Genomic DNA, 22061 nt, shown 5'->3' with positions numbered 1-22061 from the left:
ATAAGCTTTCAAACTTGGGATTTGCAAAAAACTTTGAACAACTTTCTTTCCACGACTTGTAATGATCGATTCACCTGCTTGCGACAACGATGACCGCCAACAAGGAGGGATTCAGGTCATTGCCCGAACCAGCAAAATCATGCGCACGCTGAGCGCTCAAGCCCAGCCCCACGGTATGAGCTTGGCAGCTATTGCGAGCGCTGTAGATTTGCCGCGCTCGACAGTGCAGCGCATCATCAATGCCTTGGTGGCAGAACACTTGGTCGAGCCTGCAGGCCCCTCCGGTTTCCGCATTGGCCCGGCTTTGGGACAAATGCTGTACCAGACCAATTCTGATGTGCTGCCATTGCTCAAGCCCTATGTGGAACAACTCTCCATCAAGCTTCAAGAAACCGTCTGCCTGGCAAGACTGCAGATGCAAAAGCTGCATGTGGTGGATTCCGTAGTGGGCGAGCAAGTCCTGCGCGTTGTGCCCCAGATTGGGATTGCTCCGCCGTTGCATGTCATCGCACCAGGTCAGGTGCTTCTTGCACGTATGGATGAAGCATCAATCCTGCAGTGGCGGCTGGACGCGGGACAAGAGTCTGAAATCAGCAGTGAAGCGCTGCTGGAGCGCATTGCTCAAGTTCGTGCACAAGGCTACGCTGTGGATATGGATCAGGTCATCAACGGCGCCAGTGGCATCTCCGTCGCAATCAGCACCTATCGCGGCGTTTATGCCCTGATGATTCTGGCGCCCACCGTACGCTTGGTAGCGCAGCTGGAGACTTTCAAGCAAGAGCTTTTCACGGTACGTGACACCATCGAAAAGCTCCTCGACAGCCCACACCTCAACAATGCACGCTAAGGCTTGTCATGTGAGTTCATGAGCTGAAGTGACGGATTTCACGCTAAACCTGAGCGCACTCAAGCAAGGTGACTTGCTTTCAGGGGCCGCTGTTCGCAGCATTACCCTACCCAAAATGGGCTATGCAAAATGGGGGCCTGCAATCACCACAACACAAACACTGGAAGACTCGACAGGCTTAACCACACCCCAGACCTGCACCGTGATGGCAAAAGCCGATGCATCACGGCATGTGGGCAAAATTAGAATGCCCAACAAAAAACCCTGTTGAACTGCTTCAACAGGGTTTTTGATTTGGTTGCGAGGGCCGGATTTGAACCAACGACCTTTGGGTTATGAGCCCAACGAGCTACCAGACTGCTCCACCTCGCGATATGTCCAAATTATAGCACAGAATTATTCTGCTGCTTGAGTTTCTTCAGCTTGTTCAACCAATTGAACGAAAGCCATAGGAGCATTGTCACCCACGCGGAAGCCCATCTTCAGGATGCGTGTGTAGCCACCAGGACGCTTTGCGTTGCGAGGGCCCAGCACGTTGAACAGCTTGGTCACGCTGTCGCGATCACGCAGGCGGTCAAATGCCAGACGGCGGTTAGCCACGGTGTCCACCTTGGCCAGAGTGATCATGGGCTCGATCACGCGGCGCAGTTCCTTGGCCTTGGGTACGGTGGTCTTGATCGCTTCGTGTTCGATCAAAGAATTCATCATGTTCTGCAGCATCGCCTTGCGGTGAGCAGAAGTACGGTTCAGTTTACGCAGGCCATTTCCGTGACGCATGGTGCTTTCCTTTTAAATAGTTTGGTCGGGTGGCCGTATCAGGTACCACTCGGTGCACTTGGGTAAAAATTCTGGCTCTTCACCCTTACAGGCAAAGAGCCAGCGATTATAGCTTGATCAGCGAATTAACGCTTTTCCAAGCCTGCTGGTGGCCAGTTCTCGAGCTTCATGCCCAGAGTCAGACCACGGGAAGCCAGAACTTCCTTGATTTCATTGAGCGACTTGCGACCCAGATTAGGTGTCTTGAGCAACTCGTTCTCGGTGCGCTGAATCAGATCACCGATGTAGTAAATGTTTTCTGCCTTCAGGCAGTTTGCAGAACGAACGGTCAGTTCCAGCTCGTCGACAGGACGCAGCAGGATCGGGTCGAACGTTTGTGCGTTCGAGCGGTTGCCGCCAGACTGCAGAATGCCGCCTTCGCCAAACTCGCCGTCCAGCTGAGCGAACACTGCCAGTTGCTCCACCAAAATCTTGGCAGATGCACGCACTGCGTCTTCAGCATTGATAGCGCCGTTGGTTTCGATTTCGACAACCAGCTTGTCCAGATCGGTACGCTGTTCCACACGTGCAGATTCCACGGTGTAGCTCACACGACGAACGGGAGAGAACGATGCATCTAGCACGATACGACCGATCGACTTGGTCGACTCGTCACCGTAGCGACGCACGTTACCGGGCACATAGCCACGGCCTTGTTCCACCTTGATCTGCATATCCAGCTTGCCGCCTTGCGACAGGTTGGCGATCACATGGTCAGGATTGATGATCTCGACGTCGTGGGGAGTCTGGATGTCACGCGCAGTCACTACGCCTTCGCCATCCTTACGCAGACTCAGAGTCACTTCGTCGCGGTTGTGCAGCTTGAACACCACGCCCTTCAGGTTCAGGAGGATGTTCACCACATCTTCTTGCACGCCATCGATGGACGAGTACTCGTGCAGCACGCCAGCAATCGTGACTTCCGTCGCTGCGTAACCCACCATGGACGACAGCAATACGCGACGCAGCGAGTTGCCCAGCGTATGACCGTAGCCACGCTCAAAAGGCTCCAGCGTCACCTTGGCACGGTTGTGGCCAAGCTGCTCAACATTAATCGTCTTGGGTTTCAGCAGATTTGTTTGCATGCAGACTTCCTCTCAATACCCCCGGCTCGTTACACCGGTAAGGCTGGTGAAGCACCTAAACCGCGATGCCTCGCGGTTTAGGAACGGGATGGTTGATTGCTCAACCGAAACTACGATTAACGCGAGTACAACTCAACGATCAGAGATTCGTTGATGTCGGCGCCGAATTGATCGCGGTCAGGCACTTGCTTGAAAGTACCTTCAGCCTTGTCCAGGCTCACCTCAACCCAAGCGGGGAAGCCAACTTGTTGAGCCAGTTGCAGGGCTTCAACAATACGGGCTTGCTTCTTGGACTTTTCACGCACAGCAACCACATCACCAGCCTTCACCAGATAGGAAGGGATGTTCACGGATTGACCGTTCACAGTGATCGCCTTATGGGATACCAGCTGACGTGCTTCAGCACGAGTGGAACCAAAGCCCATGCGGTAGACCACGTTGTCCAGACGAGTTTCCAGCAGACCCAGCAGGTTCGCGCCGGTGTTGCCCTTCTTCTGGTCAGCAGCTTCGAAGTAGCGACGGAATTGCTTTTCCAGCACGCCGTACATGCGCTTGACCTTCTGCTTTTCACGCAGTTGCAGACCGTAGTCAGAGGTACGCTGACCGGATGTGCGACCGTGTTGGCCGGGCTTGGTGTCAAACTTAGCCTTGTCCGCGATGGAGCGACGAGCGCTCTTCAGGAACAGGTCGGTGCCTTCACGGCGAGAGAGCTTGGCCTTGGGGCCGATATAACGTGCCACTTGAGTTTCCTTTATTCATCTACCGTGCTTACACACGGGAGCCACCCGGGATGCTAAAAAACAACCCGGGTGGCGGTGGGCTTACAAAAATTAGATACGACGACGCTTTTGAGGGCGGCAGCCGTTGTGGGGAACCGGTGTCACGTCCGCAATGGAAGTGATACGGATACCCAGAGCACCCAGGGCGCGAACCGAGGATTCACGGCCAGGACCGGGACCCTTGATTTCGACGTCCAGGTTCTTGATGCCCTGTTCGATAGCAGCACGACCAGCCACTTCCGAAGCAACCTGGGCTGCAAAAGGAGTCGACTTACGCGAACCCTTGAAGCCCTGGCCACCCGACGAAGCCCACGACAGAGCATTACCCTGACGGTCGGTGATGGTGATGATCGTGTTGTTGAACGAAGCGTGCACGTGTGCAATACCGTCAGAAATGTTCTTGCGAACTTTCTTACGTACACGTGCTGCAGCGTTGTTTTGTGCCTTAGCCATAGTGATCTCTCAATCCCTTATTTCTTCAGTGCCGCTGCGCCTTTGCGCGGACCCTTACGAGTACGGGCATTGGTGCGTGTACGTTGACCGCGCATAGGCAGACCACGACGATGACGGAAACCGCGATAGCAGCCGATGTCCATCAAACGCTTGATGTTCATGGTTGTTTCGCGACGCAGGTCACCTTCCAAAGTCATGGGAGCCAGCACGTCACGGATCTTTTCCAGATCAGCGTCCGACAGGTCCTTAACCTTCTTGGAGTAATCAATGCCGCAAGCTTCGCAAATCTTGCGAGCAGTCGCACGACCGATACCGAAAATGGCGGTCAGGCCGATTTCAGCATGCTTGTGGGGCGGGATGTTAATACCAGCAATACGTGCCATATTAGTCCTCTAATACTTTCAATCAGCCCTGGCGCTGCTTATGGCGCTGGTCTGTGCAGATCACGCGTACCACACCTTTGCGGCGGATGATCTTGCAGTTGCGGCAGATTTTCTTGACCGAAGCCGAAACTCTCATTTCATTCTCCTAAAACTTTGCATCCGTATTCACTCTTTCGACCTGGACACTGCCTGTGACCGTGAAAAAGTGCAGAGCACTCATACTTGCCTGTTATTGGATTCCTCCTGGAAAACTCCAGGAGGAATGCCCTTCACATATCTCAGTGACCTGATGCCTTGAAGTTGGCCTTCTTCAGAAGGGACTCGTACTGCTGCGACATCATGTAGTTTTGTACCTGTGCCATAAAGTCCATCGTCACCACCACAATAATCAGCAGCGACGTACCACCGAAGTAGAACGGAACGTTGTACTTCAGGATCAAGAACTCAGGCAGCAAACATACAAATGTAATGTAGATGGCGCCAGCCAGTGTCAAACGCACCAAAATCTTGTCAATGTAGCGGGCAGTCTGGTCGCCGGGACGAATACCGGGGATGAAAGCACCACTCTTCTTCAGATTATCAGCGGTCTCGCGGCTATTGAACACGAGTGCTGTATAGAAGAAACAGAAGAAAATGATTGCGGCGGCGTAGAGCATCACATAAATCGGCTGACCGGGGGTCAACGTTGCAGCAATGTCCTTCAACCAGCGCATGGATTCCCCTGCACTGAACCAATTCACCACGGTTGCTGGCAGCAAGATGATCGACGAAGCGAAAATGGGAGGAATCACACCTGCCATATTCAACTTCAGTGGCAAGTGCGAAGACTGACCACCATACACCTTGTTGCCGACTTGGCGGCGCGCGTAATTCACCAGGATCTTCCGCTGACCACGCTCGACAAACACGACGAAGTACGTCACTGCTGCCACAACGAGGACGATGAAGATCGCGGCCAGGATGCTCATGGCACCGGTACGAACCAGCTCCAGCAATCCACCAATCGAGCTGGGCAAGCCTGCGGCAATACCAGCGAAGATCAGGATAGAGATGCCATTGCCCAGACCACGTTCAGTGATCTGCTCGCCGAGCCACATCAGGAACATAGTGCCAGCAGTCAGGCTGACCACCGCAGTCATGCGGAAGCCAAAGCCTGGATCCAACACCAGACCAGGAGAGCTTTCCAAAGCCACGGCAATACCCAACGACTGGAAAAGTGCCAGGGCCAGTGTGCCGTAGCGGGTGTATTGGGTAATCTTGCGACGACCCGCCTCACCTTCCTTTTTCAGTTGCTCAAATGTAGGGACGACATAAGTCATCAGCTGCATGATGATCGATGCCGAGATGTACGGCATGATCCCCAATGCGAACACTGTGAAGCGCGAAAGCGCTCCACCCGAAAACATGTTGAACAGGTTGAGAATGCCCTGCTGGCCATTGAACAGCTGCTGCAGCTGCGCTGGGTCGATACCCGGCACGGGGATATGTGCCCCGATACGGTATACGACCAGCGCAAGCAACAGAAAAACCAGTCGGCGACGCAAGTCACCAAACTTGCCGGTTTTTGCAATTTGAGCTGCGCTAGTAGCCACGGATGTCTCTTTCAGAACTTAATCAGGCGATGCTGCCACCGGCAGCTTCGATGGCAGCCTTGGCGCCAGCTGTGGCACCAATGCCATTCAGCTTAACAGCCTTGGTCAGCTCACCGCTCTTGATAACCTTCACCACCAGGGCGTTGGAGGCTACCAGACCTGCTTGCTTCAGTGCTGCGACGTCCACTTCGGCCAGACCCAGCTGCTCCAGAGCAGCCAAGGTCACTTCAGCGTTGAACTTCAAAGTCATGGACTTGAAGCCGCGCTTAGGCAGACGACGTTGCAGGGGCATCTGACCGCCTTCGAAGCCTACCTTGTGGTAGCCACCCGAACGCGACTTCTGACCTTTGTGACCACGACCGGCAGTCTTACCCAGACCAGAACCGATACCGCGACCCACGCGACGTGCTGCGTGCTTGGCGCCTGCTGCGGGCTTGATGCTATTGAGTTCCATCATCAATCCTTTCACAGAACCTTCACCAAGTAGGCGATTTTGTTGATCATGCCGCGCACTTCAGGGGTGTCCTTCAGTTCGCTGACGCTGTTCAGCTTACGCAGACCCAGGCCACGCACAGTCGCACGGTGCGACTCTTTGGTGCCGATGGGGCTACGAACCAGCTGAATCTTGACAGTTTGTTGTGTTGTCATGTGCTGGACTCCGATCAGGCGGTGAAGATGTCTTCAACCGACTTGCCGCGCTTTGCAGCCACTTCCGCAGGGGTAGTGGAGTTCTTCAAAGCGTCGAGTGTGGCGCGAACCATGTTGTAAGGATTCGAAGAGCCATGGCTCTTGGCCACGATATCGGTCACACCGACCACTTCGAATACAGCGCGCATTGGGCCGCCGGCGATGATACCGGTACCCTTGGGAGCTGGGTGCAGTTCCACACGAGCAGCACCATGATGACCCACCACAGAGTGGTGAATGGAACCGCTCTTGAGCGATACCTTGATCATGTTGCGGCGGGACTCTTCCATGCCCTTTTGCACAGCTGCAGGCACTTCCTTGGACTTGCCCTTACCCATGCCAATGCGGCCATCACCGTCGCCAACCACGGTCAGTGCAGCGAAGCCGAGAATACGACCACCCTTCACAACCTTGGTGACGCGGTTCACCGCGATCATTTTTTCGCGCAGACCGTCGTCACGACCTTCGTCTTGCACCTTGGGGGAAAACTTTGCCATTTTTGTCCGCTCCGCTTAGAACTGCAGGCCCGCTTCGCGAGCGGCTTCTGCCAAGGCCTTCACGCGGCCGTGGTATGCGAAACCAGCGCGATCGAAAGCCACTTTCTCAACGCCGGCAGCCTTAGCACGCTCGGCAATCAGCTTGCCGATTTGTGTGGCGGCAGCCACGTTGCCACCCTTGCCAGCGGCGCCCAGTTGTGCGCGCACAGTGGCTTCGGCAGTCGAAGCTGTGGCCAACACCTTGGTGCCATCTTCGGAGAAGACGCTGGCGTAGATGTGGAGGTTCGTGCGGTTCACGCTCAAACGTGCCACGCCTTGCTGTGCAATGCGGATACGTGTTTGACGTGCACGACGCAGACGCTGCTCTTTCTTGGTCAACATATTGCAGCTCCTTACTTCTTCTTGGTCTCTTTGATCACGACCTTCTCACCCACATAGCGGATGCCCTTGCCCTTGTAAGGCTCAGGTGGACGAACGGCGCGGATCTCAGCAGCCAGCTGACCCACCACTTGGCGGTCAGCACCCTTGATCACGACTTCAGTCGGAGTGGGGGTAGTGATGGTGATGCCTTGGGGAGCTTCAAAGTGCACAGGGTGCGAGAAGCCCACGTTCAGGTTCAGCTTGCTGCCCTGCACGGCGGCCTTGTAACCCACGCCGATCAGGCTCAGCTTCTTTTCGAAGCCTTCGGTTACGCCCTTCACCATGTTGTTGACCAACTGGCGGAAAGTACCGGCCAGCGCGTCAGCGTCACGGGAATCGTTAGCAGGGGCAAACGACAGCTTGCCTTCGTTGTTGCTGATGGTCACCAGAGGGTTCAGCGCCTGGGTCAGTTCACCGCCCTTGCCCTTGACCTTGATGGAGTCAGCATTGATAGACACATCCACGCCAGCGGGGATGGTCACATTTGCTTTTGCTACGCGAGACATTTCAGTATTTCTCCTTAATGTCCGTTAGGCCACATAGCACAGCACTTCGCCGCCGACACCGGTAGCACGTGCTTTGCGATCTGTCATCACGCCCTTAGGGGTGGTAACAATGGCCACGCCCAAGCCGTTCTGGACTTGAGGAATAGCGTCACGGCCCTTGTACACGCGCAGGCCAGGACGGCTTACACGTTCGATACGCTCGATCACAGGGCGACCAGCGTAGTACTTCAGGGTAATAACGAGTTCAGACTTGCCGTCTTCGGTCTTGACTTCAAAACCGTCAACATAGCCCTCGTCCTTCAGCACTTGTGCGATGGCAACCTTCACCTTAGAGGAAGGAACCGACACGGTGGCCTTGGACACCAGTTGGGCGTTGCGAATACGGGTCAGCAAGTCGGCGATAGGATCACTCATGCTCATCTTGTATCTCTCCTGCTTGCTTACCAGCTAGCCTTGGTAACACCGGGGATGTCACCAGCAAAGGCCAGTTCACGGATCTTTGCGCGACCCAGACCGAATTGACGGAATGTGCCACGTGGACGACCAGTGATTTCGCAACGGTTACGTTGGCGAGTTGGGTTTGCGTTGCGTGGCAGCTTCTGCAGACCCAAACGGGCTGCATCACGCTCTTCGTCGGTACGCTTTGCGTCGCCGGCGATTGCCTTCAGTTCTGCGTACTTGGCAGCGTACTTAGCTGCCAGCTTTTCGCGCTTCAGTTCGCGCTCGATCAAAGCTTTCTTAGCCATGCGCCACCTCAGTTCTTGAAGGGGAATTTGAACGCTGCGAGCAGTGCCTTGCACTCTTCGTCGTTCTTAGCCGTTGTCGTGATGCTGATATTCAGACCACGCAGAGCATCCACTTTGTCGTATTCGATTTCAGGGAAGATGATCTGTTCTTTGACGCCAACGTTGTAGTTGCCGCGACCGTCGAACGAACGACCCGAGATACCGCGGAAGTCGCGCACACGAGGCAGGGCCACGGTCACGAAACGGTCCAGGAATTCGTACATTTGAACGCCACGCAGGGTCACCATGCAGCCAATTGCTTGACCTTCACGGATCTTGAAACCGGCGATAGCCTTCTTGGCCTTGGTCACCACGGGCTTTTGACCTGCAATCTTGGTCAGGTCTGCCACGGCGTTGTCCATCACCTTTTTGTCGGCCACGGCTTCGCTCACACCCATGTTCAGAGTGATCTTGGTCAGACGGGGCACTTCCATAGCGGAGGTGTAGCCGAACTTTTCTTTCAGTTCTGCCGCGATTTTTTCGCGATACAGTTTTTGCAAACGTGCCATGTGTTACTCCTTAGGCGGTGATTTCAGCGCCATTGGACTTGAACACGCGAACACGTGTGCCGTCGGCGTTCACCTTGATGCCCACGCGATCGGCCTTGCCAGTCGCTGCATTGAAGATAGCCACGTTGGATTGATGGATAGGCATGGCCTTTTCCACGATACCGCCGGTGGTGCCCTTCATGGGGTTGGGCTTGACGTGCTTCTTAACCAGGTTCACGCCTTCGATCACCAGGTGAGAGTCGTCCTTGCGCGAAGCAACTACGCCTTGCTTGCCCTTGTCACGGCCAGTCAGCACGATGACTTTGTCGCCCTTGCGAATCTTGTTCATAGTGCTTCCTTAGAGAACTTCAGGTGCCAAGGACACGATCTTCATGAACTTCTCGGTACGCAGTTCACGTGTCACGGGGCCAAAAATACGAGTGCCGATGGGCTCCAGCTTCGCGTTCAGCAGAACAGCGGCATTGCCATCGAACTTCACCAAAGAACCGTCGCCACGGCGGATGCCCTTGGCTGTACGAACTACCACTGCGCTGTAAACCTCGCCTTTTTTGACGCGGCCACGGGGAGCGGCTTCTTTGATGCTCACTTTGATGATGTCACCAACACTTGCGTAGCGACGATGAGAGCCGCCCAGCACCTTAATGCACTGAACAGACTTCGCGCCCGTGTTATCGGCAACCTCTAAACGAGATTCTGTTTGGATCATTTCAATATTCCCAACTTGCTCCAGCAGACCCGGACAGCCCCAGAGAACTTCTCAAGGGCCGAACGAAGCAGCCGGTCAGTCTTGGGCCCGTCGTCCACCTTCTGGACCATTCCAAAAGGCTTCCCGCTGGGCAGAAAGTTTCACGCTTTTAGACGTGAAGCAGGCGATTATTGCAAGAAATTCCTTGCGCGTCAACTGCTTAGACACCGAAAACCACCACATTCACAGGGAATGCGCAGCACTTATCGATGATTTGGAAAATAGTAGCAAGAAACGTTGAAATCACAATGATTTCAAACAAGTTTTCAATTCAGCCACACCATCCAGTTGCAACACTACTACTGTTTGTAACGCGCATGCATTGTGCATGCACGCCACAACCGATTTTTTATGCCTGGGGTGGAATGTACTGCTGGGCCAATGCAAGGAAGTCAGCCAGCTTCACATCCACACCGGGCAGCTCTTGCTGCAAAATGGCCGCAACGCTTGGTGCGACACTGGCTGCCAGACGAGCATCCAGGAACAACATGCGGCAACGGCGTGCCAGCACATCTTCCACGGTGCGCGCATATTCGTAGCGCGCAGCAAAACGCACCATAGCCTCGGTCAGTCCATCAGCCAGGAACTTATCCGCTCCTGCCAAGCTGTGCACAGCTGCAGCCTCTGTACCATAAATGTGCTCGCCTTGTGCGCCATTCATGCGGTGCTTGACCTGCTCTGGCTTGGGCGCCCCCACGAGCGGCATTTTTACCGTCACACCAGCCGCACGGGCGGGCAGCAGCTTCTGATCAAAGCACTCTTTGAGCACATCCTCGGCCATGGCTCGGTATGTGGTCCACTTGCCCCCAGTCACTGTCACCAGACCCGACTTGCTGGTCATGACCGTGTGCTCGCGGCTGATCTTCTTGGTGTTCTCACCATCATCGTCCTGCGGCTTGACCAAGGGACGCATACCCACCCAGATGCTGCGCACATCGGCGCGCGTAGGACGACGGCACAGGTAATTGCCCGCCTCCTTCAGAATGAACTCGATCTCCTGCTCAAACGCCAGCGGCTCACGCGCCAGATCATGGCGCGGCGTATCGGTGGTTCCCAGAATGACTTTCCCCAGCCATGGCACAGCAAACAGCACACGGCCATCGGCCGTCTTGGGCACCAGCAGTGCATGATCGGAAGGCAGAAATTCACGATCGACCACCACGTGCACTCCCTGACTGGGTGCCACCATGGGCTTGACGGGCTTGCCCAGCATTTCTGCATCTTGCTGGCGGAACAGGTCCACCCACGGACCCGTTGCATTCACCACACATTTGGCATGCACTTCATAGCGGGTACCGGTTTCGGCGTCTTCACAGATCACTCCTGACACCTTGCCACCGGTATGCAGCAGCTCCTTCGCAGGGCAATAGTTCACCAGCAGCGCCCCCTTGGCAGCAGCCGTGCGCGCCAGCACCAGTGCCAAACGGGCATCGTCGAACTGACCGTCCCAGTATTTCACACCACCCTTCAGACTGTCAGTACGCACGGTGGGCAGCAGACGCAGGGTTTTGTCCTTGCTGAGGAACTCGGTGCGCCCCAGACCATCTTTGCCAGCCAGTGCGTCGTACATTTTCAGGCCCGCGCCGTAAAACGGCGTGTCCAGCAATTTGTAGGACGGCATCACAAATGCCAGAGGCTGTGCCAGATGCGGCGCGTTGTTGAGCAGCGTGGTGCGCTCATGCAGCGCCTCACGCACCAGCGACACATTGCCCTGTGCCAGATAACGCACTCCACCGTGCACCAGCTTGGTAGCGCGTGACGAAGTGCCCTTGGCAAAGTCATGCGATTCCAGCAAGCACACCTTGAAGCCGCGTGCCGCAGCATCAACAGCAGTCCCCAAACCGGTGGCTCCACCACCGATAATCAGCAGATCATAGGTTTCGGGCTGGGACAAGCGAACCAATAGTTCCGCACGGTCAGTGGTCAAAGGAGTGGTGGCAATCGTCATGGCACTTCAGGCTGGGCTGGTGACTGAGGGTAAGCAAGAGGCAACAGCGAGTGCGCATCGCATTCGCATGCCGCGCACGTGAGCATATGCCCGATTAGATAGCACATATTGTCATGCTTTTTGTTCGTTTGTGATTGGTTTTTTTCGATTTCCAATATTTTGATTTCGGTTTTACGATCATTCACCTTCCTTTTTTTTCATCCGAGCGCACCGTGAACAGCAACAACAACCCTCGGCAGCTGCAACTGCTTGAAGAAGTACGTAATCAGCAATCTGCCACCGTAGAGCAATTGGCCGAGACCTTGGGTGTCACCTTGCAAACTGTGCGCCGCGATGTACAAAAGCTGGCTGCGTCTGGGCTTTTGGTGCGCTTTCACGGCGGTGTACGTGTCCCCAGTGCCACGGTGGAAAATCTGGCGCACACGCGCCGGGAAACGCTCAACGCTGACGGCAAGGCACGCATTGCAAAGGCAGTGGCCCAGGCCGTACCCAATGGTTGCTCACTGATTCTCAATATTGGCACCACCACCGAAGCCATTGCCAAAGCCTTGTTGCACCATCGTGGCCTGCGCGTCATCACAAACAACCTGAATGTGGCAGCCATCCTCAGCAGCAACGCCGACTGCGAAGTCATCGTGGCCGGTGGTGTGGTGCGCACGCGGGATCGCGGCATCATCGGCGAGGCCGCCGTGGATTTCATGCGTCAGTTCAAGGTGGACATTGCCTTGATCGGTATCTCCGCTATTGAAAGTGATGGAACGTTGCGTGACTACGACCTGCGCGAGGTGAAGGTGGCACAAACCATCATCCAGCAGGCTCGTGAAGTGTGGCTGGCCGCTGACCACAGCAAGTTTCAGCGCCAAGCCATGGTGGAATTGGCCAGCCTGCACCAGATTGATCGCCTGTTCACCGACTCCCCTCCGCCCGCACCCTTTGCCCACCTGTTGGAAGAGGCAGAGGTGCAATGCGTGGTGGCGCAATGAGCGCTGCCGTGCACATCCGTCCCGCTTGCGCAAGTGATGCCCGCGCACTCTCAAGCCTGCTGGCCAGCATTGGCTGGTTTGCGAGCTTTCAGAACGGTACCGCTGATGACCATGTAAAGCACATCGCGCCACTGCTTGCGCCCAGCGAACATCATTTGCACATGGTCGCCTGTGACATACAAGGGCAACTCCTGGGCTACTGCGCCGTGCACTGGCTCCCCCTGGCCATTCTGCAAAGCTGGGAAGCCTATGTGAGCGAGCTTTTCATTGCAGACAGCGCCCGTGGCCTGGGTGTTGGCTCCCAATTACTGGATACTGCTGTCGACGCAGCGCGCAGCAAAGGCTGCAGCCGCATCTGGCTGGTGAACAATCGAGACCGAGATTCATACCAACGAGGCTTTTATGCCCGACAAGGCTGGTCTGAGCAGCCCCAAGCAGCCCGTTTTGTCCTGAACCTGTGATTTCGCACACACCGCATATGACCACTTACCTGCTCGCCTTAGACCAAGGCACCTCAAGTTCTCGCGCTATTGTTTTCAATACCCAAGGGCAAATCGTGGCTTCTGCACAGCAGGAGCTGCCCCAGATCTACCCGCGCCCAGGCTGGGTCGAGCACGACCCCCGCGAAATCTGGCGCACCCAGCTCACCACCGCCAAGGAAGCACTGGCCAGATCAGGACTCACCGCTCGCGACATTCGCAGCGTAGGCATTACCAACCAGCGCGAGACCACGATTGTCTGGAACCGCAAAACCGGGGCCCCCATCCATCACGGCATCGTCTGGCAAGACCGCCGTGCCGAGCCCACCTGCCAGCAATTGCGCGAAGCAGGCCACAGTGACACCATCCTGCAAAAGACCGGTTTGCGCATTGACGCCTACTTCTCAGGCACCAAGCTCAAGTGGCTTCTCGACAACGTTCCTGGCGCACGCACAGCGGCTGAGCGCGGTGAACTGGCCTTTGGTACGGTGGACTGCTGGCTGATCTGGCAACTCACGGGCGGCAAGCGCCATGTGACCGATGTCTCCAACGCCAGCCGCACCATGCTGTTCAATGTGCACGCCAACCAATGGGATTCCGATCTGCTGGCCCTGCTGGATATTCCTGCCAGCCTGATGCCTGAAGTACTCCCCTCCGCCGCTGATTTTGGCAAGACCGATGAAACAGTGCTGGGCGGAGCCATCAACATCGGCGGGGTGGCGGGCGACCAGCAAAGCGCCCTCTTTGGCCAAGCCTGTTTCCAAGCGGGCATGGCCAAGAATACCTACGGCACGGGCTGTTTCATGCTGATGCACACCGGCGGCCAGTTTCAGACCTCGGCCAACGGTTTGCTGACCACTTCCGCAGCACAGGACAGCGCTGTGCCCCAGTTTGCACTGGAAGGCAGCGTATTTGTGGGCGGAGCCGTGGTGCAGTGGCTGCGCGACGGCTTGCAAGCGATTGAGCACAGCGGCCAGGTGCAGCAGCTGGCCGAGAGCGTGCCCGACTCAGGGGGCGTCATGCTGGTGCCAGCATTTACTGGCTTGGGAGCCCCCTACTGGGAGCCCGATGCGCGCGGCTCTATTACCGGCTTGACACGCGGCACCACACTGGCCCACATTGCCCGCGCAGCCCTGGAATCCATTGCTTACCAAAGCGCAGCCCTGCTGCTGGCCATGAGCCGCGATGCCGTGGCCAATGGCGGTGCAGCTGTGAGCGAATTGCGCGTCGATGGCGGTGCCTGTGTCAACAATTTGCTGATGCAGTTCCAGGCCGATTTGCTGGGCATACCCGTGGTGCGTCCTGCCTGCGTGGAAACCACGGCACTTGGTGCAGCCTATCTGGCGGGGTTATCGTCAGGCGTGTACCAGAGCACGCAAGAACTGTCTTCGCTTTGGAAGGCAGAACGGCGCTTTGTCCCCACCATGGACAAAGCCCGAGCCGACGAGTTAATGGCTCGCTGGGAGCGGGCCGTACGCCAGACCACCGCGCAATAGCCCACTGTGCGCAAAGCATGCTGCTTGCAATGCCGTGACAGACACCTGAACGCCCACACACAGAAAATCTGTTCCACGGCTGCAAGCCGCGTCTATTTGTGAGATTTGCACCTTTTCGAAAGCATTGTTATGAGCCAGACACCTTCCACCCGCATTGCCTTCATCGGCGGCGGCAATATGGCCAGCGCCATCATTGGCGGTTTGATTGGACGGGGTTTGCCTGCAGACCACATCACCGTGGTGGAACCCTTTGAAGCAGCACGCACCGCACTGAAGGCCAAGTTCGGCATTGATGCGCTGCCCAGCGCCACCGAAGCGCTGGCTGGGGCTGACCTTGTAGTCTGGGCCACCAAGCCCCAGACGTTCAAGGATGCCACTTCCGATGTTGCTCCACACACCACGCACGCCTTGCATCTGAGCGTGGCGGCAGGCATCACCACCGGCAGCATTGCCCAGTGGCTGGGCACTCACCGCATCGTGCGCGCCATGCCCAACACCCCTGCGCTGGTGGGCAAGGGCATGACCGGTTTGTTTGCATGCCCAGAAGTGGATGCACCGGGTCAGGCACTGATTGAGCGCGTGATCGGCACCACCGGCCAGTTTGTGTGGGTGGATGCTGAAGACAAACTGGATGCAGTCACCGCTTTGTCTGGTTCCGGCCCTGCTTATGTATTCCTGTTTCTCGAAGCCATGACGCAGGCTGGTGTCGACATGGGTTTGACGGCAGAGCAGTCTTACCAGCTGGCCATTGCCACCTTTCAGGGTGCCTCCGAACTGGCTGCACAATCGGATGAACCCGCCAGCGTGCTGCGTGAGCGTGTCACCAGCAAGGGCGGCACCACCCATGCTGCCATCACCCACATGCAGCAAACCCGATTGCCACAGCATTTCATTGATGCGCTGCGCAAGGCAGAAACCCGCGCCAAAGAGCTGGCTGCAGAGTTTGGCAAGTAAGCAACTGCCCCATCAACTATCAAAAAGCCCCGCAACTTAAACCTTGGCGGGGCTTTTTCTATGCTGCTCGGGCTGACTCGATGCTGCAGGCCTTCCCAACCCCGACCCGCGACTCTTTCCCTAAGCGCCCCAGATCATGGAACGCATGGAGATGGATGCCATCTGGAAGTCCGCATTGAAAAACTGCGCTTCCTCGCCTTGACCCACCGCACCGGCCGCATACAGCAGCGGCAAATAATGGTCATATGTGGGATGCGCCAGCTGCGCCACAGCGCCCATCCGCTGAAAGTCTGCCAAACCAGCCAAGTCTTGCTGTTGAACCTTGTCAGCCACCATCTGGTCAAACTCGATGGCCCAGTCATAGGCCTGCAAAGGCGACGGCGTGCGCTGTAAAGCGCGCAGATTGTGCACGGCATTGCCGCTGCCCACAATCAGCACACCACGCTCGCGCAAGGCTTGCAATTGCTGGCCCAGCGCAAAATGCTCTGCTGGGGGACGGCTGTAGTCCATGCTTAGCTGCACAACTGGAATCGTCGCGTCCGGGAACATGGGTTTGAGCACACTCCAGGAGCCATGGTCGAGCCCCCATTCATGCGTATCCACGCCCAAAGCTTGCTGGTTGTAAGGGTTGTGCAACTGCGCTGCCAGTTGCTTCGCCACCTGCGGCGCTCCCGGCGCCGGGTACTGTTGCGCAAACAGCTCTTGCGGGAAACCACCAAAGTCATGGATGGTCTTGGGCTGCGCCATTCCTGTCAGCAGTGATCCTTGGCCCTGCGTAATCCAGTGGGCAGAGATACACAACACCAGTTGTGGCCGATGCGCATGCGCCAGCAATTGCTGCCCCAGTTGTTGCCAGCTTTGCCGGTAAGCATTGTCCTCAATGGCGTTCATTGGGCTACCGTGTCCAACAAACAGCACTGGCATGCGTGCTGAAGGTTTCAACGTGGTAATGCCCGCTTGCGAAACTGCATCATGAAGGTTGCTGGTCATCGTCATACTGGCTCCTGTGGCTGCCAAAATCGCCGCGCCCGCTGCTGCGACACCAAGCCACTGTCTGCGCTGCATCTTCGCACTTTCAAACAAACCCGTCAGGGTACAAAAATAGCGCTTGCGCCCTTGGATTCCACTTCAAGACAAAAGCCGGAGTTGCTGTGGCCATCCACATCGCTACTGCCAGCCGCTCTCTTCAGCGCAGAGCAAACCCCAATGCCACACCCGCAAAAATGGTCATGCCGATGTAGTGACTCTTGCTGAAAGCCACAAAGCAGCCTTCGCGCGTACGATCCTTGATCAGCGTGAAATGCCAGACGATCTGCCCCGCCGCCGCGGCCATGCCCAACCAAAATGGCCAGCCCAGCGCATAGGGCCACACCACCCACAGCGTCAGCGCCCAGGACAACAAGAAAAAGCCCATGATGCCCAGAACATCAAAGCGCCCCAAAGTGATGGCCGATGTTTTCATGCCAATTTTCAAATCATCATCACGGTCGACCATCGCGTATTCCGTGTCATACGCCAGTACCATGAACATATTGGCAAGCCACAGAATCCATGCTGCCCTGCCCACCTCTCCAGTCACCGCAGCAAAGGCGATCAAGATGCCGAAGTTGAACGCAATGCCCAAAAAAGCCTGTGGCATGGCGAAAAAACGCTTGGTGAATGGATAAAGGATGGTGAACAGCACCGCAGGTACAGACCAGGCCACTGCTTCCCAGCGTGTGGTCAACACCAAGACCAACGACGCCAGTGTGAGCACCACGCCAACCATGGCAGCTTCTTTTACGCTGATCTGACCACTGGTGATAGGGCGCTGTGTGGTCCGTTTGACATGTTTGTCAAAGTCGCGATCAGCAATATCGTTGATGGTGCATCCTGCGCTGCGCATCATCACCGTTCCAGCCACAAACACCAGCAGCAAATGCCAGCCGGGGAAACCATCTGCAGCCAACCACAAAGCCGTCAAGGTGGGCCACACCAGCACCAGCCAGCCAGCCGGGCGGTTCCAGCGGATCAGGTCAAGATACAGCGAGAGCTTGGAGCGTCGCGCAGCAGTCGCTGCGTTGTGGTGTGTGGAACTGGTCATGTCTAAATTGTCGCGTACAAAGCACAACGCCCGCTCAAGGCGGGCGTTGTGCATGCTAGGTGCAAAGATTCAAGCCTTGGCTTTCTCTGCACAAGGTGTGCAGATTACTCTTCCAGCAATGACCGCAACATCCAGGCATTTTGCTCATGCACGGTCAGACGCTGGGTCAGCAAGTCTGCAGTGGGCTCATCGCTGGCCTTGTCCGCCAATGGGAACAGCTCACGCGCTGTGCGCGCCACCGCCTCATTGCCTTCCACCAAAATGCGGATCATGTCCGTCGCTTTGGGAGGAGTTGCCGGCACGTCAGGCAAGCTGGTCAGCTTGCCAAACTGAGCGTATGACCCTGGTGCAAAGTGCCCCAGAGAGCGGATACGCTCCGCCACAGGATCTACCGCATTCCATAATTCGGTGTACTGCTCCATGAACATGGTGTGCAGCGTGTTGAACATGGGACCCGTCACATTCCAGTGGAAATTGTGAGTGGTCAGATACAGCGTGTAAGTGTCCGCCAGCAGACGCGACAAGCCTTCCGAAATCAGTTCACGGTCTTTGGTGCTGATGCCAATCTTGATCGGCATGCCAGCGGGTGCTGGTGCAGCTTTGACAGTTGGTTTCTTTGTTTCTTTAGCCATGATGCTTCTCCTCAGTCATTTTCAAACCAGCGCCGCCACGCAGGGCGCGCACTGGATGGGCATGGGTCTTACTGTAGCGCATACACATACATATGGCAGCGCCAGCTTTATGACTTATGGCAACGGTGGGAAAAGCGCTCAGGTAAGCAGTTCCACGCCCGTTAGCTCGCAGGCATAGACTGCGTTGCGCAATGCTGCAATGGCTTCATAGCGGGTAAAGCTACGCCGCCACACCAACACCACGCGGCGACTTGGAGGCTGGTGTCCATCTTCATCGCGAATCGGCAAATAGCGGATATGGGGATCATCTGTTGCGCGGCGACGCTGTGTAGCCAATGCATCCTCGGGCACCGACAGTCGAGGCACCAAAGTCACGCCCATCCCTGCTGCCACCATATGTTTGATGGTTTCCAGCGATGAGCCTTCGAACGTGCGACGAATGCCCTCCGCATTGCTGGCGTAGCGGGCAAACTCCGGACACACTTCAAGCACATGGTCACGGAAGCAGTGACCAGCACCTAGCAGCAGCATGGTTTCGTTTTTCAGCTCGGTGGTCGTAACCGATTCCTGCCGTGCCAAAGGGTGGGTATTGGGCACCGCAGCCATGAACGGCTCGTCATACAGTGGCGCCATGGCCAACCCCGTATCCGGGAAAGGCTCTGCAACGATGGCGCAATCAATTTCTCCCGTCCGCAGCATTTCCAGGAGCTTCACCGTGAAGTTCTCCTGCAGCATCAAAGGCATCTGCGGCGTCATCTTGATGGAATGACGAACCAGTTCGGGCAAAAGATAAGGGCCAATGGTGTAAATCACACCCAGTGTCAGCACGCCCGACAGCGGATCTTTGCCACGCTTGGCAATTTCTTTGATCTCAGCGGCCTGCTCCAGTACGCTTTGTGCCTGCCGCACGATCGACTCACCCAGAGGTGTCACTGAAACCTCGCCGGCACTGCGCTCAAAAATCTTCACATCCAGCTCGTCTTCCAGCTTCTTGATGGCTACTGACAAGGTAGGCTGCGAGACATAACATGCCTCAGCCGCACGGCCAAAGTGCTTCTCGCGAGCAACGGCAACAATGTATTTCAGTTCTGTAAGCGTCATGGGGTTTTACTGTGCTTCTTGATGAGCGATCGGCTATTGTGCATTTATGTAATCGAATGTAGATGCTCGGGAGCACGAATGCACATGCTCCACAAGCCCATTTCAGCCCGTGTCCTACGCTTTCAGGAACTCCGCTTTCGAGCCTAGCCACCTCTGTATGTGCTGTTGCGCCAAATGCGGGTGGCGCGCCAGCATTGCGGGAGCCAATTCCTTGGCCCACTCCAGCAAAGCGTAATCCTTATCCAAATCTGCAAAACGCAACAGCGCATCACCCGACTGGCGTGCCCCAAGAAACTCCCCTGGTCCACGAATCTCCAGATCTCGCCGTGCAATCTCAAAACCGTCATTGGTTTGCGCCATGGCTCGCAGCCGCTCCTTACCGGTGTCGGAAAGTCGCCCATTGTCATTGACCGAATACAACAGCACACAAGCCGACGCTGCCGCGCCACGGCCCACCCGACCACGCAACTGGTGCAACTGGCTCAGGCCAAAGCGTTCAGCGTGCTCAATGACCATCAGCGAGGCATTGGGCACGTCCACCCCCACCTCAATCACCGTCGTAGACACCAACACTCCCATGATGCCAGCAGTGAACAACTCCATCACCGCTTTTTTTTCTGCCTGTGGCATGCGCGAGTGCAAAAGCCCAACAGTCACACCGGGCAATGCCTCGCTCAAGTCAGTGTGCGTGGCCGTGGCATTGGACAAATCCAGCGTTTCACTCTCTTCAATCAAGGGGCACACCCAGTACACCTGACGGCCTGCAGCCACTTGTGCCCCGATCCGTGCAATCACCTCGTCTTTGCGACTGTCCGAGATCACTTTGGTGACGACGGGGGTTCGCCCGGGCGGTAGCTCATCAATGACGGAGACATCCAGGTCCGCGTAATAGCTCATGGCCAAAGTACGCGGAATGGGTGTGGCACTCATCATCAGCAGATGCGGCTCCAGCCCCTGGTGCGCCAACTTCTGACGCAGGGCCAAACGCTGTGCGACTCCAAAACGGTGCTGTTCATCAATCACCGCCAACGCCAGGTTGTGAAACTGCACCTGCTCTTGAATGACTGCATGCGTCCCAACCACCAGTGCGGCTTGTCCGCTGGACACCAGCTCCAGCATGGCTGCACGCTCTTTCTTCTTCTGAGCACCCGACAACCATGCCACCTTCTTGCCCAAAGGCTCCAAAATGGGCTCCAGCCAGCCCACCAGCTTGCCAAAGTGCTGTTCAGCCAAAATCTCTGTAGGAGCCATCAGCGCGCACTGCCATCCCGCGGCAATACACACCATGGCCGACATGGCGGCCACTACCGTTTTCCCCGAGCCCACATCTCCCTGCAGCAAGCGATGCATGGGCATGGGGCGGGCCATATCTTGCGCAATCTCACGACACACGCGCTGTTGCGCCTTGGTCAACCCGAATGGCAACTGCTGCAAAAACTGCTCAACCAGAGTCAGTGCACCAGCTTCAGGCTCTGGCACCTGCAGCATCGGTGCCTTCAGCGCTGCACGCTCTTGCTTGGCCTGGTATTGCGAGAGCTGCTGTGCCAGCAACTCCTCCGCCTTCAAACGCTGCCACGCCGGATGCGAATGGTCTTCCAGCGTGGCCAGCGCCACATCCGGTGTGGGGTGGTGCAAAAAAGCCAGGGCTTCTCGCAAGCTCATCAGCGGCTGCAGACCATGCTCGCCCCAGTAACTCATCACAGGAGGAGGGGTGTCCGGCGGCAAGGTTTCCGGTAGTTTCACACGCTGCATGGCGCTGGCAATGGCTCGGCGCAAATAGGGTTGAGACAAGCCTGCAGCGGTCGGATAAACAGGTGTCAGAGCCTGAGGCAACTCTCCACCTGCCGCCTTGAAGGCCGGGTGCATCATCTGGCGCCCCCAAAAACCGCCCTTCACTTCGCCACGGATCCGCAGTGTCGTACCGACGGCCATGGTTTTCTGCTGCGACGGGTAGAAACTAAAGAACGTCAGCACGCATGTGCCAGTACCGTCGTCCACCGTCACCTTGAGCATGCGCCGTGGACGCAGTTGCACCTCACACTGCGTCACCGTGGCTTCGATTTGAACGGTGTCGCCATCCCTTGCATTGCGCAATAGCGTTATCTTGGTTTCATCTTCATAGCGCAACGGCAAATGCAGCACAAGGTCGATATCACGCACCAGACCCAACTTGTGCATCGCTTGCTGTGCGGCACTGGGTGCAGTCTTTTTGGTGCTGGCTGTCGACATAGAAGGCATGAATCGTGAACAGTTGAGAGGCGCTGCTGGATGGATGAGGATG

29 protein-coding genes and 1 tRNA gene are annotated in these 22061 nt (G+C 56.5%); 6 read left to right on the top strand and 24 right to left on the bottom strand.

The window, feature by feature from the left end; all coding sequences use genetic code 11:
• The first annotated feature begins 61 nt into the window (after window positions 1-61).
• Together QEP11_RS14900 and QEP11_RS14895 are read left to right on the top strand one after the other, a co-directional pair.
• On the top strand, window positions 62-847 hold the full coding sequence (locus tag QEP11_RS14900) for an IclR family transcriptional regulator (RefSeq protein WP_284337434.1): 786 nt from the start codon (window positions 62-64) through the stop codon (window positions 845-847).
• Window positions 848-875: 28 nt separating this feature from the next.
• On the top strand, window positions 876-1118 hold the full coding sequence (locus QEP11_RS14895; protein ID WP_284337433.1) for a hypothetical protein: 243 nt from the start codon (window positions 876-878) through the stop codon (window positions 1116-1118).
• Window positions 1119-1142: 24 nt separating this feature from the next.
• On the opposite strand, the gene QEP11_RS14890 is transcribed toward QEP11_RS14895, so the two are convergent.
• The 19 genes from QEP11_RS14890 to QEP11_RS14800 form a co-directional block, all read right to left on the bottom strand.
• Window positions 1143-1219: transfer RNA gene (locus QEP11_RS14890), tRNA-Met, on the bottom strand.
• Between the two features lie 24 nt (window positions 1220-1243).
• Window positions 1244-1624 carry a 50S ribosomal protein L17 gene (rplQ, locus tag QEP11_RS14885; protein WP_284337432.1) on the bottom strand — a complete coding sequence of 127 codons (381 nt, stop codon included), beginning with the start codon at window positions 1622-1624 and terminating at the stop codon, window positions 1244-1246.
• A 125-nt stretch (window positions 1625-1749) separates the two neighbouring features.
• Window positions 1750-2748, bottom strand: a complete 999-nt coding sequence (locus QEP11_RS14880; protein ID WP_284337431.1) for a DNA-directed RNA polymerase subunit alpha — start codon at window positions 2746-2748, stop codon at window positions 1750-1752.
• A gap of 116 nt (window positions 2749-2864) precedes the next feature.
• Window positions 2865-3488, bottom strand: a complete 624-nt coding sequence (gene rpsD, locus QEP11_RS14875) for a 30S ribosomal protein S4 (protein WP_284337430.1) — start codon at window positions 3486-3488, stop codon at window positions 2865-2867.
• A 90-nt stretch (window positions 3489-3578) separates the two neighbouring features.
• Complete coding sequence (gene rpsK / locus QEP11_RS14870) at window positions 3579-3980, bottom strand: 30S ribosomal protein S11 (protein WP_174862330.1); 402 nt, start codon at window positions 3978-3980, stop codon at window positions 3579-3581.
• A 17-nt stretch (window positions 3981-3997) separates the two neighbouring features.
• Window positions 3998-4363 carry a 30S ribosomal protein S13 gene (gene rpsM, locus QEP11_RS14865; protein ID WP_284337429.1) on the bottom strand — a complete coding sequence of 122 codons (366 nt, stop codon included), beginning with the start codon at window positions 4361-4363 and terminating at the stop codon, window positions 3998-4000.
• A gap of 22 nt (window positions 4364-4385) precedes the next feature.
• Entirely contained in the window at window positions 4386-4499 is a 114-nt protein-coding gene (gene rpmJ / locus QEP11_RS14860) for a 50S ribosomal protein L36 (RefSeq protein WP_003050535.1), read from the bottom strand.
• A 142-nt stretch (window positions 4500-4641) separates the two neighbouring features.
• The gene (gene secY / locus QEP11_RS14855) at window positions 4642-5955 is read right to left on the bottom strand and encodes a preprotein translocase subunit SecY (RefSeq protein WP_284337428.1); all 1314 of its coding nucleotides are present in this window, start codon (window positions 5953-5955) and stop codon (window positions 4642-4644) included.
• Between the two features lie 22 nt (window positions 5956-5977).
• Window positions 5978-6409, bottom strand: a complete 432-nt coding sequence (gene rplO, locus QEP11_RS14850; protein ID WP_284337576.1) for a 50S ribosomal protein L15 — start codon at window positions 6407-6409, stop codon at window positions 5978-5980.
• An 11-nt stretch (window positions 6410-6420) separates the two neighbouring features.
• Window positions 6421-6603 carry a 50S ribosomal protein L30 gene (gene rpmD / locus QEP11_RS14845; RefSeq protein WP_284337427.1) on the bottom strand — a complete coding sequence of 61 codons (183 nt, stop codon included), beginning with the start codon at window positions 6601-6603 and terminating at the stop codon, window positions 6421-6423.
• 14 nt (window positions 6604-6617) lie between these two features.
• Window positions 6618-7139, bottom strand: a complete 522-nt coding sequence (rpsE, locus tag QEP11_RS14840) for a 30S ribosomal protein S5 (protein WP_284337426.1) — start codon at window positions 7137-7139, stop codon at window positions 6618-6620.
• Window positions 7140-7154: 15 nt separating this feature from the next.
• A complete protein-coding gene (gene rplR, locus QEP11_RS14835; protein ID WP_191722413.1) occupies window positions 7155-7520 on the bottom strand; it encodes a 50S ribosomal protein L18 in 366 nt (121 codons plus the stop codon).
• Between the two features lie 11 nt (window positions 7521-7531).
• The gene (gene rplF / locus QEP11_RS14830; protein ID WP_284337425.1) at window positions 7532-8065 is read right to left on the bottom strand and encodes a 50S ribosomal protein L6; all 534 of its coding nucleotides are present in this window, start codon (window positions 8063-8065) and stop codon (window positions 7532-7534) included.
• Between the two features lie 24 nt (window positions 8066-8089).
• Entirely contained in the window at window positions 8090-8485 is a 396-nt protein-coding gene (gene rpsH, locus QEP11_RS14825; RefSeq protein WP_284337424.1) for a 30S ribosomal protein S8, read from the bottom strand.
• 20 nt (window positions 8486-8505) lie between these two features.
• On the bottom strand, window positions 8506-8811 hold the full coding sequence (gene rpsN, locus QEP11_RS14820) for a 30S ribosomal protein S14 (RefSeq protein WP_054065032.1): 306 nt from the start codon (window positions 8809-8811) through the stop codon (window positions 8506-8508).
• A gap of 8 nt (window positions 8812-8819) precedes the next feature.
• Window positions 8820-9359, bottom strand: coding sequence for a 50S ribosomal protein L5 (rplE, locus tag QEP11_RS14815; RefSeq protein ID WP_003050507.1), 540 nt, complete (start codon window positions 9357-9359; stop codon window positions 8820-8822).
• Window positions 9360-9369: 10 nt separating this feature from the next.
• Window positions 9370-9687: a 50S ribosomal protein L24 gene (gene rplX, locus QEP11_RS14810; protein WP_174862324.1), complete on the bottom strand. Its 318-nt coding sequence runs from the start codon at window positions 9685-9687 to the stop codon at window positions 9370-9372.
• A gap of 9 nt (window positions 9688-9696) precedes the next feature.
• Complete coding sequence (gene rplN, locus QEP11_RS14805) at window positions 9697-10065, bottom strand: 50S ribosomal protein L14 (RefSeq protein ID WP_042417471.1); 369 nt, start codon at window positions 10063-10065, stop codon at window positions 9697-9699.
• Between the two features lie 388 nt (window positions 10066-10453).
• Window positions 10454-12052, bottom strand: a complete 1599-nt coding sequence (locus QEP11_RS14800) for a glycerol-3-phosphate dehydrogenase/oxidase (protein WP_284337422.1) — start codon at window positions 12050-12052, stop codon at window positions 10454-10456.
• Between the two features lie 179 nt (window positions 12053-12231).
• Between QEP11_RS14800 and QEP11_RS14795 the strand changes: the two genes are divergently transcribed.
• The 4 genes from QEP11_RS14795 to proC all read left to right on the top strand — a co-directional run bounded on the left by QEP11_RS14795 (window position 12232) and on the right by proC (window position 15964).
• The gene (locus QEP11_RS14795; protein WP_461782049.1) at window positions 12232-13035 is read left to right on the top strand and encodes a DeoR/GlpR family DNA-binding transcription regulator; all 804 of its coding nucleotides are present in this window, start codon (window positions 12232-12234) and stop codon (window positions 13033-13035) included.
• Window positions 13032-13496 carry a GNAT family N-acetyltransferase gene (locus tag QEP11_RS14790; RefSeq protein ID WP_284337420.1) on the top strand — a complete coding sequence of 155 codons (465 nt, stop codon included), beginning with the start codon at window positions 13032-13034 and terminating at the stop codon, window positions 13494-13496. The genes QEP11_RS14795 and QEP11_RS14790 overlap by 4 nt, the downstream gene beginning before the upstream one ends.
• Before the next feature lie 17 nt (window positions 13497-13513).
• Window positions 13514-15010 carry a glycerol kinase GlpK gene (gene glpK, locus QEP11_RS14785; RefSeq protein WP_284337419.1) on the top strand — a complete coding sequence of 499 codons (1497 nt, stop codon included), beginning with the start codon at window positions 13514-13516 and terminating at the stop codon, window positions 15008-15010.
• A 129-nt stretch (window positions 15011-15139) separates the two neighbouring features.
• Entirely contained in the window at window positions 15140-15964 is an 825-nt protein-coding gene (gene proC / locus QEP11_RS14780) for a pyrroline-5-carboxylate reductase (RefSeq protein WP_284337418.1), read from the top strand.
• Window positions 15965-16084: 120 nt separating this feature from the next.
• Here proC and ygiD read toward each other — a convergent pair whose 3' ends face one another.
• The 5 genes from ygiD to recG form a co-directional block, all read right to left on the bottom strand.
• Entirely contained in the window at window positions 16085-16960 is an 876-nt protein-coding gene (gene ygiD / locus QEP11_RS14775) for a 4,5-DOPA-extradiol-dioxygenase (RefSeq protein WP_284337417.1), read from the bottom strand.
• Window positions 16961-17150: 190 nt separating this feature from the next.
• Window positions 17151-18047, bottom strand: a complete 897-nt coding sequence (ubiA, locus tag QEP11_RS14770; RefSeq protein ID WP_284337416.1) for a 4-hydroxybenzoate octaprenyltransferase — start codon at window positions 18045-18047, stop codon at window positions 17151-17153.
• A gap of 104 nt (window positions 18048-18151) precedes the next feature.
• On the bottom strand, window positions 18152-18679 hold the full coding sequence (locus QEP11_RS14765; RefSeq protein WP_284337415.1) for a Dps family protein: 528 nt from the start codon (window positions 18677-18679) through the stop codon (window positions 18152-18154).
• A gap of 138 nt (window positions 18680-18817) precedes the next feature.
• Window positions 18818-19780, bottom strand: a complete 963-nt coding sequence (locus QEP11_RS14760) for a LysR substrate-binding domain-containing protein (RefSeq protein ID WP_284337414.1) — start codon at window positions 19778-19780, stop codon at window positions 18818-18820.
• Window positions 19781-19894: 114 nt separating this feature from the next.
• Complete coding sequence (recG, locus tag QEP11_RS14755; RefSeq protein WP_284337413.1) at window positions 19895-22018, bottom strand: ATP-dependent DNA helicase RecG; 2124 nt, start codon at window positions 22016-22018, stop codon at window positions 19895-19897.
• Window positions 22019-22061 lie beyond the last annotated feature (43 nt).

It is taken from the genome of Comamonas halotolerans, from assembly GCF_030162935.1.
Taxonomy (GTDB): domain Bacteria; phylum Pseudomonadota; class Gammaproteobacteria; order Burkholderiales; family Burkholderiaceae_C; genus Comamonas; species Comamonas halotolerans.
Note: the sequence above shows the minus strand (reverse complement) of the source record. Positions and strands in the feature narration are given on the sequence as shown.